At 72.8% G+C, this 16,130-nt stretch carries 6 protein-coding genes; 2 read left to right on the top strand and 4 right to left on the bottom strand.

The window, feature by feature from the left end; genetic code table 11:
* Positions 1-6: 6 nt before the first annotated feature.
* Together WMF19_RS04440 and WMF19_RS04435 are read right to left on the bottom strand one after the other, a co-directional pair.
* Positions 7-7,839 carry an SDR family NAD(P)-dependent oxidoreductase gene (locus WMF19_RS04440; protein ID WP_437897931.1) on the bottom strand — a complete coding sequence of 2,611 codons (7,833 nt, stop codon included), beginning with the start codon at positions 7,837-7,839 and terminating at the stop codon, positions 7-9.
* 26 nt (positions 7,840-7,865) lie between these two features.
* Positions 7,866-9,515 carry a PfaD family polyunsaturated fatty acid/polyketide biosynthesis protein gene (locus WMF19_RS04435; protein WP_437897930.1) on the bottom strand — a complete coding sequence of 550 codons (1,650 nt, stop codon included), beginning with the start codon at positions 9,513-9,515 and terminating at the stop codon, positions 7,866-7,868.
* A 562-nt stretch (positions 9,516-10,077) separates the two neighbouring features.
* Here WMF19_RS04435 and WMF19_RS04430 point away from each other — a divergent pair.
* Complete coding sequence (locus WMF19_RS04430; RefSeq protein WP_437897929.1) at positions 10,078-12,657, top strand: ATP-binding protein; 2,580 nt, start codon at positions 10,078-10,080, stop codon at positions 12,655-12,657.
* A 52-nt stretch (positions 12,658-12,709) separates the two neighbouring features.
* Here the strand turns inward: WMF19_RS04430 and WMF19_RS04425 are convergent, their stop codons facing one another.
* The gene (locus tag WMF19_RS04425; protein ID WP_437897928.1) at positions 12,710-13,459 is read right to left on the bottom strand and encodes a hypothetical protein; all 750 of its coding nucleotides are present in this window, start codon (positions 13,457-13,459) and stop codon (positions 12,710-12,712) included.
* 510 nt (positions 13,460-13,969) lie between these two features.
* Here WMF19_RS04425 and WMF19_RS04420 point away from each other — a divergent pair.
* Positions 13,970-15,139: a hypothetical protein gene (locus WMF19_RS04420; RefSeq protein WP_437897927.1), complete on the top strand. Its 1,170-nt coding sequence runs from the start codon at positions 13,970-13,972 to the stop codon at positions 15,137-15,139.
* An 81-nt stretch (positions 15,140-15,220) separates the two neighbouring features.
* Here the strand turns inward: WMF19_RS04420 and WMF19_RS04415 are convergent, their stop codons facing one another.
* Positions 15,221-15,679: a hypothetical protein gene (locus WMF19_RS04415; protein ID WP_437897926.1), complete on the bottom strand. Its 459-nt coding sequence runs from the start codon at positions 15,677-15,679 to the stop codon at positions 15,221-15,223.
* Positions 15,680-16,130: the final 451 nt, after the last annotated feature.

The raw sequence follows: 16,130 nt of genomic DNA, 5'->3' as shown, positions 1-16,130 counted from the left end.
CCTCGATCACGCCTGGCCGCGCGCCGTGTCGGGGCGCAGGACGTACTGCACGTCGCGCAGCTCCGCGACGAGCGAGCCGCGGTCGTCGACGAAGGCGATGTCGGCCTTCGTGCGATCGCGGGCCACGATCTGCCCGCGCACCACCGCGCGCAGCGGGCCGTCGGACGGCCCCTCGGCGAAGGTGTGCAGCGCGCCCACGGACATCGGGAGCGCCGCGCCGCCGAGCACGTGCTGCGTCCACAGCGTCGCGAGCTGCAGCCCTCCGTCGAGCGCCGCTGGATCGGTCTTCCACGGCTGGGCCACCCAGCCGGCCTCGCGGAGGCCCACGACCGTCCCCGCGATCCCGTCGCGGCTCACGCCGTCGAGCCGCCGGATCACCTGGAAGTCGCGGCCGTGGAAGAGCGTGCGGCCGTCGTACAGCTCGCCGCCGGCGGGCCACGGGCCGAGCTCCGGCGCAGCCGGGCCCTTCGGGGCCACGCGCCCCTCGGGCTGCTGCATCTGGATGGTCGCCGCGTAGTGCAGCGCCCCCTGCGGCCCGCGCAGCTCCGCCGCGAGCACCGCGCCGTGGCCGTTGCTCACCTCGCGGCAGTCGACGCGGAACACCTCGCCGCCGGACTCGTACGCGGCGAGCTTGATCCCGCGCAGGACCCGCACGTCGCGGAGCTCGGTCACGACGAGATCCGGCCGGCACGCGCGCGCGGCGCGGGCGAACCACTCGAGCGCGATGACCACCGGCACCACGGGGACGCCGTTGATGGCGTGATCGCCGAGGTAGGGGTGCGTCGCGCGGTCCGCGCGGACGGCCAGCGCGACCCGGCCGCCGTGGCCCTGGGCCGCGAGCGCCTTCGGCTCCGCGCCGAGCACGAGCTCGACAGCGCCGGGCGGGGCGCCGCCTTGCCCGCGATCGCCGCGATCGCCGCGATCGCCGGATGCGTCGCACAGCTCGTCGAGGAGCATCTTCGCGCCCGCGGCGAGCGGGATGAGCGGCACGCCGAGCTGCGCGAAGTGGGCCTCGAGCGCCGCGTTCACCATGCCGCCTTGCCAGGGGCCCCAGCCGAGCGACTTCACCCGGCAGCCGGGGCGGCGGGCTGCCTCGGCGGCCGCGACCTTGTTCAGAACCTCGTTCGCCATGGCGTAGTCGCACTGCCCCTTGTTGCCGCCGCGCGCGGCGATCGAGCTGAAGAGGACGATCGCCTTGAGCGGGTCGCCCGCGGTCGCGCCGAGCAGGGCCCGGAGGCCGTCGACCTTCGTGCTGAACACGCGCTCGAACTGCTCGACCGTCTTCTCGGCGACGAGCTTGTCGGCGAGCACGCCCGCGCCGTGGACGATCGCCGTGACGGGGCCGAGGGCGCGGCGCACGCCGTCGAGCGCCGCGGCCACCGCCCGCGCGTCGTTCACGTCGGCCGGGACGTAGAGGGCCTCGCCGCCGGCGGCGCGGATCGCGTCGAGCGTCGCGCGGACCTCGCGGTTCGCGAGGATCTTCGCGACGCTCCTGCCGATCTCCGCCGGGGTCACCCGCTGGCCCGCGGAGGTCGCCGCCTTGACGAGCGCCGCCTTGAGCGCGGCCTCGCCGTCGGCGCCGCGGCAGGCGACCGGCTCGTCCTCGAGCGCGGTGCGGCCGAGCAGCGCGAACCGCGCGCGGCTGGCCCTGGCGAGCGCGATCAGCGTCGCCGCGGTGACGCCGCGGGCGCCGCCGCTCGCCACGACCACGTCGGACGGCCCGAGGGGGAGCGGCCCGGGCTGCGCGTCCTGCCGGACGCTTCGCGGCGCGGTGCGCCGGCCGTCCGCGCGCAGGCCGATCTCGAGCTCGACGCCGCCGGACAGGAGCTCCGAGGTGATGGCCTCCGCGAGCTCGCCGGCGGGGCGGCCGCCGCGCTCGAGGTCGATCGCGCGGCAGGACGCCTCGGCCCACTCCAGCGCCGCGGTCTTCACGAGGCCCGGCAGCCCGCCGACCCAGGCGCGGTCCGAGCCCGCGACACCGAAGTCGCCGCCGGTGTCCTGGACCGTGACGAACAGGGCCGGCTTCGCCGCGATCGCCTGGGCAGCGAGGAACGCCTCGCGGTGGACGGCGAGCGCCTCGTCGGCCGTGGCCAGCTCGCGCAGGCCGCCGAGGAACACGGCGCCGCGCGCGCCGTGGGGCACGGCGGGGGCGTACTCGGCGGCGATGCCGCGCGCCGCGAGGGCCGCGACGAGCGCGGTGCCGATCGCGTCGTGGCCAGTGACCACGATGGTGCCTGCGTCGAAGAGGCCCGGCATCGCGAGGCCGGCGGCGGGCGCCGGCTCCTCGACGAGCGTCCACCGGCCGAGGGGTGAGGAGGCCGGCTCCTCGGCGGGCTCCGCCGGGGCAGCGCCGGCGGCAACAGCGGCGGAACCGAGGCTCGCGCGGAGGTGGTCGACGACCTGCCCCAGCGTGCGCAGCTGCGCCAGCGCCGAGGCGTCGACCTCCGCGAGGCCGGGCGTCCGGTCGCGGACCGCCGACAGGATCTCCACCCGCTTGATGCTGTCGATGCCGAGGTCGCTCTCCAGCTCCATCTGCAGCCCCAGCATCTCCGCCGGATAGCCCGTCGTCTCCGCGACGACCGCCATCACGACTCGCTCCACCTCGGCCGCACCAGGCGCTGCGCCGGACGCGCCGGACGCGCCGGAAGCGGTGGCAGGCGCGACGGCGACGGGCGCGGCGGCGACAGGGGGCGTGGCGAATGCCGGGCTGGCGCTGGCAGCGCTGGCAGCAGGCAGCGAGGCGCGGAGGTGGTCGACGACCTGCCCCAGCGTGCGCAGCTGCGCCAGCGCCGAGGCGTCGACCTCCGCCAGTCCGGGTGTCCGGTCGCGAACTGCCGACAGGATCTCCACCCGCTTGATGCTGTCGATGCCGAGGTCGCTCTCCAGCTCCATCTGCAGCCCGAGCATCTCCGCCGGGTAGCCCGTCGTCTCCGCGACGACCGCCATCACCACACGCTCCACCTCGGGCGCGCCGGGCGCCGCGCCGGACGCGACGGCAGGCGCCGCGACAGCAGGCGCCGCGACGGCAGACGCCTTCGCCGCGGACGCGGCGACAGCGGGACTGGCGCTGGCGGCCGGTAGCGAGGCGCGGAGGTGGTCGACGACCTGCCCCAGCGTGCGCAGCTGCGCCAGCGCCGACGCATCGACCTCCGACAGCCCCGGCGTCCGGTCGCGAACCGCCGACAGGATCTCCACCCGCTTGATGCTGTCGATGCCGAGATCGCTCTCCAGCTCCATCTGCAGCCCGAGCATCTCCGCCGGGTAGCCCGTCGTCTCCGCGACGACCGCCATCACCACACGCTCCACCTCGGCCGCACCAGGCGCTGCGCCGGAAACGACGGCGGGCGCGGTGGCGACGGTGGGCGCGGCGGCTGCCGGGCTAGCGCTGGCGGCAGGCAGCGAGGCGCGGAGGTGGTCGACGACCTGCCCCAGCGTGCGCAGCTGCGCCAGCGCCGAGGCGTCGACCTCCGACAGCCCCGGCGTCCGGTCGCGGACCGCCGACAGGATCTCCACCCGCTTGATGCTGTCGATGCCGAGATCGCTCTCCAGCTCCATCTGCAGCCCGAGCATCTCCGCCGGGTAGCCCGTCGTCTCCGCGACGACCGCCATGACCACCCGCTCCACCTCGGCCGCGCCAGGCGCGGCGCCGGAAGCGGCAGCAGGCGCCGCGACGGCAGACGCCTTCGCGGCGGGCGCGGCGACAGCCGCACTCGCGCTGGCGGCCGGCCCGGCGGCCGGCAGCGAGGCGCGGAGGTGGTCGACGACCTGCCCCAGCGTGCGCAGCTGCGCCAGCGCCGAGGCATCGACCTCCGACAGCCCGGGCGTGCGGTCACGGACCGAGGACAGGATCTCCACCCGCTTGATGCTGTCGATGCCGAGATCGCTCTCCAGCTCCATCTGCAGCCCGAGCATGGAGACGGGGTACCCCGTCTTGTCCGCGACGACGTCGAGGACCAAGCGCTCGATATCGACACGCGGCGCAGCGGCGACCGCCGCCTGCGTCGCCACGGCGGCGGCAGGCGCGATGACGGCCGTGGACACTGCCACCGCGGGCGCAGCGGCTGCCGCCTTCACAGCCGCAGCAGGCACCGCGATGGCCGCTTTTGCTGTCACGGCGGGCGCTGCAGCTGCCACCTTCGCTGTCACGGCAGGCGCCGCCTGCGCCGGCAGCGCGACAGCCGTGTGGAGCTCCCCACCTGCCCCGTTCAGGCCGTCCAGGGTCACGGTGCTCCTGCCCTCACCGGGGCGAGCGGCCGGCGCCGCTGCAGGCCGTACGGACGCCTCCGAGACAGGCCCCACATGCACCGGAGCGAGGAGAACCGGCGAAGGCCGTACCTCGGACACCGTCGTCGCAGCGACGGGATACGGAGCACCGGTCGCCAGCGCAGCAAGCCCTGCGAAGGACGCCTCGGCGGCCTGAAGGAAGGCGATGTGGCTCTCCGCCATCGTGCGCTGGTACACGCTGTGGGCTTCCGCCGTCGCGCGCTGCGCCTCCTGGTACGCGGCCAGCCACGACGCGCTCGCCGCCGGCCGCGACGCGCTCACCACAGGCGCCGGCGAGCTCACTGCCGGCCGCGGCGCGCTCACCACAGGCGCCGACGAGCTCACTGCCGGCCGCGGCGCGCTCACCACAGGCGCCGACACGCTCGCCAGCGCAGGCGCGGACGCGCTCACCGCCGGCTGCGACGCGCTCACCCCAGGCGCGGACGCGCCCACCGCCGGCTGCGACGCGCTCACTGCCGCCTGCGACGCGCTCACTGCCAGCCGCGACGCGCTCACTGCCGGCCGCGACGCGCTCACCACAGGCGCCGACGCGCTCACCGCCGGCTGCGACGCGCTCACTGCCGGCCGCGACGCGCTCACTGCCGGCCGCGACGCGCTCACTGCCGCCTGCGACGCGCTCACTGCCGCCTGCGACGCGCTCGCCACCGGCCGCGGCGCGCTCGCCACCGGCTGCACCGCCTCCGTCGCCGGCTTCTGCGCCGCCCGCGGCGGGCTCGCCGCCGGCAGCGCCTTCGCGCCCCCCTGCGGCGGATACGGCTTGCCGTAGTTGCTCCCGTTGATCTGCAGCGCCAGCTTCGGCTTCGACTGCGCCCGCGGATCGCTCGGCGCCGCGAAGCCTTCCCAGAGGACCCGCGTGTCCAGCGGCACCCCGGCCACGGCGAGCCGCGCCACCGCCTCGAGCAGGCTCGTCACGCCGTGCTTGCCCTTGCGGTCGAGCGCCACCGCCCGGTGCGGCCGACCGCTCAGGATGTCGCCGACCAGGTTCGTCAGCACCGAGCCCGGCCCGACCTCGACGAACGTGCGCACGCCGTCCGCGTACATCCGCTCGATCTCCTCCACGAACCGCACCGGCTCCGCGAGCTGCCGCGCCAGCCGGTCGCGCGCCGCGTCGCCGCCGCCCGCGTACGGCTCGATCTCCGCGTTGCTGTACACGGGCGCCGCCGGCGCCTCGACCGCGATGCCCGCCAGGAACTCGCGGAGCGGCGCGCTCGCCTCCGCCACGAGCGGCGAGTGGAACGCCGCGGCCACGTCGAGGCGCCGCGCCTGGATCCCGACGCCCTTCAGCCGCTCCTCCGCGGCCTCGATCGCCGCGACCGACCCCGACAGCACCACCTGCTTCGGGCCGTTGTGGTTCGCGATCACCACGCCGGCGAGGCCGAGCGCCCGCACCTCGTCGATCCCCCGCGGGACCGCGATCATCGCGCCCCGCTCCGACGACGCGGCGCCCATCAGCTCGCCGCGCCGCCGCGCCACGCGCAGGAGGTCCGCCGCGGAGAGCGCCCCGGCCGCGTGCAGCGCCGTGATCTCCCCGAAGCTGTGGCCCGCGAACGCCTCGGCCCGCACCCCGAGCGCCGCGAGCAGCGCGAGGTGCGAGAGGCTCGTCGCGCCGATCGCCGGCTGCGCCCACCGCGTCTCGCGGAGCCGCGCCTCCTGCGCCGCCCGGTCCTCGTCCGAGAACACCGGCCGCGGGAACACCACCTCGTGCAGCGGCGCGTCCGCGATCGCGACGCCCGCCGCCGCGTCCCAGGCCGCGCGGGCCGGGTCGAACGTCATGAGCGCGTCCGCGCCCATCCCGACGTACTGGCTCCCCTGCCCCGGGAACAGGAACGCCACCCGCCCCGGCGCCTCCCCGCTCGCGCAGTGCACGAGCGGCGCCGAGAGCGCCTGCTCCGGCCTCGCCGCGAGGTGCGCCGCGACCTGCTCGAGCTTCTTCCTGAGATCCGCCTCGTCCGTCGCGCACAGCCCGAGCCGCGCCGGCCTCGACGCGTCGAACGAGAGCACCGACTCCCGCGCCAGGAAGCGCAGGATCTCGGGCACCTCTGCCTCCTTCGCCAGCGCCCGCGCGCGATCCGCGAGCGCCGCCGGCGTGTCCGCCGACAGGAGGAAGAGCTCCGCCGGCAAGGCCCGCACCCGCCACGCCTTCGGCGCCGGGCCCGTGTACTCCTCCAGCGCCACGTGGAAGTTCGAGCCGCCGAAGCCGAACGAGCTCACCGACGCCCGCCGCGGGTGGTCCCCCGGCCGGATCCACGGCCGCGCCTGGGTGTTGAGATAGAAAGCGGTCTTTTCTATGTCGAGCTTGGGGTTCGGCTTGTCGACCTTGATGGTCGGCGGGAGCACCTTGTGGTGCAGCGCCATGATCGCCTTGAACAGGCCGGCCGCGCCGGCCGCCGCCTTCGTGTGGCCGATCTGCGACTTCACGCTGCCGAGCGCGCACCACTGGCGGTCAGCGCGCCCCGACGCGTCGAACATCGCGCGCAGGCCCTCGAACTCGGCCGCGTCGCCGGCCTTCGTCCCGGTGCCGTGCGCCTCCATCAGCTCCACGGTCTCGGGGCCGTACCCCGCGGCGGCGTACGTCCGGCGGATCGCCTTCGCCTGCCCTTCCGGCACCGGCGCGTACACGCTCTTGCTCCGCCCGTCCGACGACGAGCCGATCCCGCGGATCACCGCGTAGACCCGGTCCCCGTCGCGCTCGGCGTCGTCGAGCCGCTTGAGCGCGACCATCGCGATGCCCTCGCCGAGCAGCGTGCCGTCGGCCTTGTCGGAGAACGGCCTGCAGTCGCCCGACTTGGACAGCGCGGGCGTCTTGCTGAAGCACATGTACATGAACGCGTCGTTCATCGTGTCGCAGCCGCCCGCGATCACGAGATCGGACTGCCCGAGCGCCAGCTCGTTGATGGCCATCGACATCGCTGACAGCGACGACGCGCACGCCGCGTCGGTCACGCAGTTCGTCCCGCCGAGGTCGAGCCGGTTCGCGATGCGCCCGGCCACCACGTTCCCGAGCAGGCCCGGAAAGCTCGACTCCTGCCACGGCACGTAGTTGCCTGCGATCTTGTCGCAGGCGCGCTTCACCTCGTCCTCCGGATACCCGAGGTCCCGGAGCGCCTTCGCCCACACCGGCCGCTGGATCCGGCTCACCATCGACGCGAGCAGCTCCTGCGCGGAGGTGACGCCGAGGATCACGCTCATCCGCTCGCGGTTCATCGCCTCGAACTGCCCCTGCGCCGCGTCCTCCAGGACCCGCTTCGCCACGATCAGCGCGAGCAGCTGCGTCGTGTCCGTCGCCGGCACGATCGAGGGCGGGACGCCCCACTCGAGCGGATCGAACGGCACGTCCTTGAGAAAGGCGCCGCGCTTCGCATATGTCTTGTCCGGGGCGGACGGGTCGGGATCATAGTAGTCCTCGACCAGCCAGTGGGTGCTCGGGACATCCGTGATGAGGTCTGTCCCGGACAGGATGTCACGCCAGAAGCCGTGCGCGTCGAGCGAGCCGGGGAAGATGGCGCTCACGCCGACGACGGCGATGGACGGGATACGCGAAGACGAAGGGTGCATGAGGACCTCGGCAGATGATCAGGCGCTCAGGCGAGCGGGCGAGGAGTGAAGTGGAATGCGGCGCTCGGCACGGGGACGCCGTACGTCCGGAGCTGCTGCGCGCGCGTGACGACGGCCGCGCCCTCGAGCAGGTTGCGCGCGACCTGGACCGCCGTGCGGCGCGCCGGGTCCTCGAGGAACGACCCCTTGACCCAGCGGTTGAACGCGCCCATGGCCGGGCCGCACCAGATCTGGTAATCGGCGCGGCGCTTCGTGTCCCCGGCGATCGCCCACTTGCTGGACATGCCGAGATACCAGCGGAAGATCAGCGCCATCTTGTGCTTCGGGTCGCGCGCGGCGCGCTCGAGCTCCGCGGGGTCGCGCTCCGTGAAGAACCGCTCGCAGCCCGCCCACACCTCGTCGCACGACATCTGGAACAGCTCCCTCTCGATGCGCGCGCGCACGTCCGTGGGCAGCGAGTCGATGGAGTCGTGGGCGACGTAGATGTCGTAGAGCCGCTGCGCGCGGACACCGAACATCGTGCCGCGCTTGAGCACCTGGACCTGCACGCCGAGCTCGAACATGTCGGCGGCCGGCGTCATCACCACGTCCGGGAGATCGGCCTGGGCCAGCATCTTCTTGCCCTCGTCGGACAGGCCCGACTCGATGCACGACTGGTTGACCGAGCCCGTGAGCACGTACGCGGCCCCGAGCGCGAACGCGGCGGCGACCGACTCCGGCGTGGAGAGCCCGCCGGCGGCGCCGACGCGGATCGGCCGGTGATACCCGTACTTCGCCGCGAGCTCGTCGCGGACGCCGAGGATCACCGGGAACAGCGCGACGAGGGGCTGGTTGTCAGTGTGACCGCCGGAGTCCGCTTCCACGGTGATGTCCTCGGCGACCGGCAGGCTCCGCGCGAGCTCCGCCTCGTCGCGGGTGAGCCACCCGTTGCGAACGCAGGTATCGAGGATCTCGGCCGGCGCGGGCGACAGGAAGCGCGCGGCGACCTCCGGGCGCGAGATCTTCGCGAACAGGTGGTTCTTCCGGTCGACGCGGCCGTCGGGCAAGCGCTTGACGCCGCTGTAGGCGAACCGCACGACCATCGGGTTCAGGCCCATGTAGGCGGCCGCCTCGGCCCGCCGGACTCCCCTCTTCAGGTAGAGCTCCACCGTGTCGCTCTCCAGCCTGGGCTGGTTCGGAGCGTGGATGAGGTTACAGCCCCAGGTGGGGCCGTCCGCGCCGAGCGCCGCGGAGATCTCGTCGATCGCCTGCTCGATCCGGTGAAGCCCGAGGCCTGCGGCGCCGAAGAACCCCATCATGCCTGCCCTGGCCATCGCGATCGTGAGCCGCGTGGTGTGGATCCCGTTCGCCATCGCGCCGGCCACGTAGGGGAAGCGCAGGCCGTGGACCTCGACGAAGGAGCGGTCTCCGAGCCACTCCGGGTACAGGGCGGGCAGCGTGCCGAGGAGCGGGAACGTGGGGACCCCATTGACCTGATCCTCGCGGAGGACAGCGCCGCCCCGGGACACGCCGACGCGCCCATCCGGCGTCTCACGCACCACGTGCACCGGCTCTCGCACGCAGGAGACGGCCTCCCGCAAGTCTGTCGATGTGAACGCGGGGAGCCAGGGCCCGCTGCGCCAGATGCCGATCGGCTGGAGGCCGGCGCTGCGGATGACCTGCGGATCCTCAATCATGCTGAGCTGCCTCCTAATGACAAGGACGGCCTCTATAACACCCGTCGTGAGCGGCCTGCGGTAATGGTTCGGTCACGGCGCAACGGCGCGCCGGACCCGTTCACCAGGCGATGGAAGCGCTTTCCCTCGGCTCCAGCGGGCCTGACGCGCCCTCGTGACGCACCGCGCCTTTGTTTCGTGTCTGTCACACGCGCCGCAGCGCGGCGCTCACCCCTCCGCATCGATCCCCCACGCGCTCGAGGAGACGAAGGCCCGTCCGGAGCGTCAGAGAGACCCCCATCGAGGTTCACGGAGAGGACCCGTCGCCGCCGTGCGCGGGCGCCGGCTCAGAGCGCGTGGGACGAGGGCGGCGATGTGCCCAGGCCCGCGCCGCCGGGAGGGCTCGACGGGACCGACACCAGGCGCTACCACAGCGCCCGGCGGCGAGGTGAGCGGCGGATCCGACGCGCCAGCCTGCTCGGGTGTCATTTTCCACGGCCGTGCGTGCTCGGCGGCGGCGTTCCCGTGCCCAGCAGGTTTGATGTCGCCCGCGCTCGCCTTATGCTCCTGTGACGATACGACGATGAGACGTCTCTACCGCCTCTCCGCCAAGATCAGCAGGCTCCTCGCGGCCCGTCGGACGCGCGAAGCACGCGCGAGGACGCCCCGTGTGGCGCCGCCGGACGAGGCCCCGATTGGCACCGCCGCCCAGGAATGGACGCCGCAGCCCGTCGATCAGCAGCAGGCGGTGCTCAAGTACGTCATCGCCAACGTCCCCCACGCCATCTTCTGGAAAGACCGTCATGGACGGTTTCTCGGGGGAAATCAGAACTTCCTCAACGACACCAACACGAAGGTGCTGGAGAACCTCGTCGGCAAGACCGATTTCGACGTGTGGGGCAGCAAGAACGCGGAGTGCTTCGTGCGCATCGACCGGGAGGTCATGGAGGGTGGCACCCCGATGCTCGACGTCGAGGAGCCGCTGCTCCGCCCGGACGGCGAGCAGCGGTTCCTGCTCACAAGCAAGGTGCCCATCCGCGACGAGCGCGGCGATGTGACGGGGATCCTCGGGATCTACGCGGACATCACCGAGCGCAAACGCATGGAGATCGAGCTCCAGAAGGCCAAGGAGGCGGCGGACGCCGCGGCCTGCGCCAAGGGAGAGTTCCTCACGGTGATGAGCCACGAGCTCCGGACGCCGCTCTCCCTCATCCTGGGACCGCTCGAGTCGCTCCTGTCCAACCGGGACGAACCGCTCTCGCCGCGGGTGCGGGCCGACCTCGAGCTCGTCCAGCGCAGCGGGCGGCGGCTCCGCCGGCTTGTCGATGATGTCCTCGATCACCAGAAGATCGAGGCCGGCAAGATGCAGATCGACTGGGAGGCCGTCGACGTCGGAGAGCTGGTGTCGGACATGGTGGAGGAGGCTCGCCCGGCGGCGGCGCGCGGTGGGCTCGATCTGTCGATTCACCTGGATCCCGAGTTGCGGAGGGTCCCCGCCGACCGGCGCAAGCTCGAGAAGATCGCGCTCAACCTGCTGGGCAACGCGCTGAAGTTTACCCCGCCTGGCGGGCGCATCGCCGTCGACCTGCGGGCGCTCGATGGCCAGTTCGAGCTCTCGGTCGAGGACACCGGTCCTGGCATCCCGGAGGACAGGAGACACCTGCTCTTTCAACGGTTTCAGCAGATCGACGCCTCGGCGACGCGAAAGCACGAGGGGACGGGGATCGGGCTGTCGCTGGCCAAGGAGCTCACGGAGCTCATGGGCGGCACGGTCGGCGTGGAGAGCGAGCCCGGGGTCGGCTCTCGCTTCTTCGTGCGGCTCCCGCGCGCCGCGGATTTCCTGGCAGCGCGGCGGGCGCCCGTCGCGCCGGAGCCGCCGAGGTCGGTCAACGGCGCGGGCACCTCCGAGCCCCCCCCGTCGTCGATCAACCTCCGCGGCTTCGAGATGCCTCCGCCGCCCGCCGCAGGCGCGCCCCGCGGCAACGGCGGCGCGGAGGGGCCGCGCGTGCTCGTGGTGGAAGACAACCCCGACATGAGATCTTACCTGGCAGACATCCTGTCGGCCGGACACGAGATCGTCCTGGCGACGAACGGCCGGGAAGCGCTCGAGTCGATCGCGACGAAGAGGCCCGATGTCATCGTCTCGGACGTGATGATGCCGGAGATGGACGGATTCGAGCTGGTCAGGCGGATCAAGGGGGATCCCGCGCTCCGGGCCATCCCGATCCTCCTCTTGACGGCCAGGGCGAGCGGCGCCGAGGCCGTCGGGGGGCTCGACGTCGGCGCCGACGAGTACATGAGCAAGCCGTTCGACCCCCTGGAGCTCAGGGCGCGAGTCCGCGCCGCGGAGCGGCTGCACCGCGCCTATCTGGAGCTCGCAGCGAAGAACCGCGAGCTCGCGGCGGCGCTGGAGCGGCTCTCGGAGACGCAGCAGGAGCTCCTCCAGGCAGGCAAGATGGCGGCGATAGGGACGCTGGTGGCGGGGCTGTCGCACGAGATGAACAACCCGGTGTCGGCCATCCTGATGAACGCCCAGCTGCTGCTCAGGCGGCACCGGAAGGGCCACGGGCTGCCGGACGAGGCCACGATCCTCAAGGCGCTCGGCACCATCGAGCGGCAGGCGAACCGGTGCTCGGATCTCGTGACGGCGCTGCTCGAGTACGCGCGCGGCAAGCCGATCGGCCGGGAGCCGTGCGACGTGCGCGCGGCGCTCCGCCGCGCGGTCGACCTGTCCGCGCCGCGGGCGCGCGAGCGCAGGGTCCACCTCGAGGCGGACAGCACCACATCGGCGCTGCCCGACGTGCTCGTCAACGCATCGCAGCTCGAGTCGGCCTTGCTCAACGTGATAGGCAATGCGCTCGACGCCAGCCCGCACGGAAGCGCCGTGGTGGTCGAGGCTCGCCCGCTCCCGCGCGGCGACATCCACGGCGTGGAGATCGACGTGCACGACCACGGCTGCGGCATCCGCGCCGAGGATCTGAGCCGCATCTTCGAGCCGTTCTTCACGACGAAGCCGCCCGGGCAAGGGACCGGGCTCGGGCTGTCGCTGACGCACCGGTTCATCGAGGAGCACCACGGCAGCATCCGTATCGAGAGCGCGCTGGGCGAGGGCACGACGGTGCGCATGTGGCTGCCTGCGCTGCAAGCGGACGGGGCGGAGTGAGGCGAGGGAGCGCGCCCTCACGACCACGCACGACCACGCCGGCCCCGCGGCGTCAGTTCGCCGGCGAGGCGCGGAGCTCTGCGGCGAGCGCCGCGCCCAGGGCGAAGAACGCCGGACGGGCGGGCTCCGGGCCGCCGCCCAGCCGGCGCTCGAGCCGCGCAGGATCCCAGCCGCAGGCGTCGTAGGTCTCCAGCGCGTGCCGGTCGCGCCTGGACAGCCGGGCCCTGGCGCCACGGAGCGCCGCGGTCATGGCCGGCAGCACCGCGGAGAGCGCGCGGCCGGTCTCCCCCCAGTCGTCGAGCGACGATGGGCTCTCCAGCACATCGTCGACGAGGCCCGTGAAGAACAGGCCGACGATGGCCTCGCAGAGACGGTCCAGCGAGCCGTGCACGGCGTCATCGCCCATCGTCCAGAGCGCCGGGTCCGGGTTGAAGTAGCCCAGGAACGCCTGCAGCATGAGCATCGGCGTCTCGGGCATCAAGAAGCGATGCTCGCCTCGCTCTCGCGCCCGCCTGCGGAGCACGCGCATCATCGAGATCATGATCTCGCCGACCGCGAACCCCTGCCGCGCCTGCTCGGCGAGGTCGTCGTCCATGTCCACCTCGGCGCGGACGCCGGGGCTGAGCCGGGCGACGAACGAGATCCCGAGCGGGTGCACGAACAGCGTCCTCGTGGCGAGCATCTCGACGTCACGGAGGACATCTGCGGGGAGAATCACGGCATAGGCGACGAGCGCACGCTGGACCGCGCCGGTGATGAGCGGGTCCTCGTGGACGTCTTCGAGCAGGTCGTCCAGGCTCATGATCGACTCCGCATGATCGCGGAATAGCACAGCTGGACCTGGACGAGGAGCGGCGCCCGCTTCGCGCCGAACGCTCGCGCTGCGGCCGGCGGCAGCGCGACATCGAATCTTTCATTTATTTGCGACGAGCGATCTGTCATTTATTTGTGACGAGAAATCTCGTCATTTATTGATGATGAAAAGGGAGGCCACGGCGCCCCGCGACCCCCTCGAGCCTACATCGCATCGCATCAAGCTCGCCCTCGAGGCGGAGCTCGCTCTGCTTCAGGCCCTCGAGCTCCCCCACCCTCTCCTTGACGGCCGAGCGCCTCTCGGCGATCTGATCGTGGCGAGCCTCGGATCTCCACGCCGTCGCGGTAGGGGGGTGGGCATGGCGGCTTGGATGCCCGGGGCGGCCAGAGATTTGCTCGGAGCCTGCGGCGCGACGGCAACGGATTTTGGCAGCGCCGCCGGTGGCCGAGCGCGCGGCGCGCGCGCCGGACGGGCGCCCCTGTGTGGTAGCTTCGGCGCATGACCAGCGCGGGAGCGACGCTGCCAGTCCCGGTCGCGACGCCGCGCGGAGCCGCGCTTCGCGCCCATCTCATCGAGTTCCTGCTCGTCGGGGGCGCGACGCTCGTTCTCTTTCCGCTCGCGTGGCTCGCCCGCAGGGCCGTCGGGCTCGACGCGGCGGAGCTCGCGATCGGCTTCCTGACGTTCCACGCCGCGTCCCTGATCAACGATCCTCACTTCGCGGTGACGTACCTGTTGTTCTACAAGGACGCGAGGCGCCGCGCGTTCGGCGGCGCGTTCGCCCCGGCGCAGCGAGCCCGCTACATCGTCGCCGGTCTCCTGGTCCCGCTCGCGCTGCTCGCGTGGGCGATCGGGGCGCTCTCAACCGGCTCGGCGCGGGCGATGGGCTTCATGATCCAGCTCATGTTCCTCCTGGTGGGCTGGCACTACGTGAAGCAGGGCTTCGGTGTCCTGACGGTGCTCTCGGCGCGGCGTGGGTTCCGGTTCGACCCCCTGGAGCGCAAGGTGATCCTCGTGCACTGCTTCGCGGCCTGGGCTTACGCGTGGGCGAGCCCGGCGGATCCAGGCAGGGAGGTCGAGGAGAAAGGCGTCGTCTACACGTCGCTCGCGCACCCGCCTGCGCTCGAGCCCGTCACCGGGCTCGCCTTCGGGCTCAGCGCGCTCGCGCTGCTCTGGGTCATCGCGCGCAGGTGGCGAAAGGAGCGGCGCCTGCCGCCGCTCGCGCCGCTGGCGGGTTTCCTCATCACGGTCTGGCTCTGGACGGTCTACTCAAGCCTCGACCGGCTCATGGTCTACGTGATCCCGGCGCTCCACTCGGTTCAATATCTGTATTTCGTCTGGCTCCTGAAGGGGAACGAGGCGCGCGCCGCCGAGGGCCCGCCGCTGTTCGGGCGGCCGACCGGCCTGCGCCTCGGGATCCTGGCGGCGACCGCCATCGGCCTCGGGTGGGTCGTGTTCCGCGGCGCGCCGGCGCTCCTCGACAGCGCGCTGGTACTGAGCTCGAGCGACGGCGAAGCGATGTCCGACCTGGGCCCGACACCGTACTTCGCAGCCGTCTTCGTGTTCGTGAACATCCACCACTATTTCATGGACAACGTGATCTGGCGCCGGGAGAACCCCGAGACAGCGTATCTGCTGCGACAGGACGACCGAGGCAGCGCGGCCGGCTGAGCGGGCAGGCCGGCGCGGCGGCGCCTCGGGCCCCGCCCCGGCCCTGCGAAGACCGGAGCGCCGGCCGTCCTCAAGACCGCTTCACGCCCGCCTCTTCGCGACCGCCCCTGCCGCGACCAGGGAGACCCGCAGCCACGCGGCGGCGCCCTTCTCTGGCCGGTAATCGCGCAGGTACGGGCGGGCGGCGCGCGGCAGCACCCAGGCCTCGCTCCCGGGGCCCTCTCCGCCGATCGCGTGCACCACGCGCGCGAGGCGGGTGCCGGGATACGAGCGGCTCTGCAACCAGGGGATGAAGCGGAAGAAAGGGACGTGGCCGCCGTGCGCTTCGAGGAAACGGAAGACGGCCTCGGTCGGGCTCGGCAGGTCGACGAGCACGCCGCCGGGGCGCTCGATGAAGTACGCCGTCGCGCCCGCGTTTTCGCGCGCGGGATGGCCGAGGGCCCAGACGTCCTCTTCGATGCGGCGCGGCCAGGCGCGGAACGGGGCGCCGAGCGCCCCCAGCCCGGCGCGCGCGCGGGACGGCGACGATCGGAGGCGCAAGGCGTTGACCGGGCAGGCGGCGACCGCCGAGCGCGCCGCCTCGAGATCGGCGCGGCACCGGGGCTGGCGCAGGATGCCGGTGAAGGCCCCTTCATCCTAGGTGCCCGCGAGCACGGCGGGGCCGCGGCGCCGGACGTCGCCGTCCATGGCCGCCCAGTGCGCGGGCGCGACCTCGCCCAGGAGCTCTGGAGCGAAGTTCCTGCAAACGCCTGCACCACAGCAGGCGCGCGTGACGCTCTGCCGTCCTGTCTCCCCGATTTCTCGGCGTCCTCGCCGAGGCCGCGCGCTCAAGCGCGCTCCATGACCATGATCCATGGACAAATGAACCGGTTAATAACACACAGGGGTGCTGATCGATTTTGCCCGAGAAAGATCGCAGGGAGACGGGGAGGCGGGGAGATTTACCAGGTTTTTTCTCCCCGCCGCCCCGTCTCCCTGTTCAAATTGGACC

The sequence above is a fragment of the Sorangium sp. So ce124 genome, from assembly GCF_051525235.1.
GTDB lineage: Bacteria > Myxococcota_A > Polyangia > Polyangiales > Polyangiaceae > Sorangium > Sorangium atrum.
This window is presented reverse-complemented; position numbering and strand designations above follow the sequence as displayed.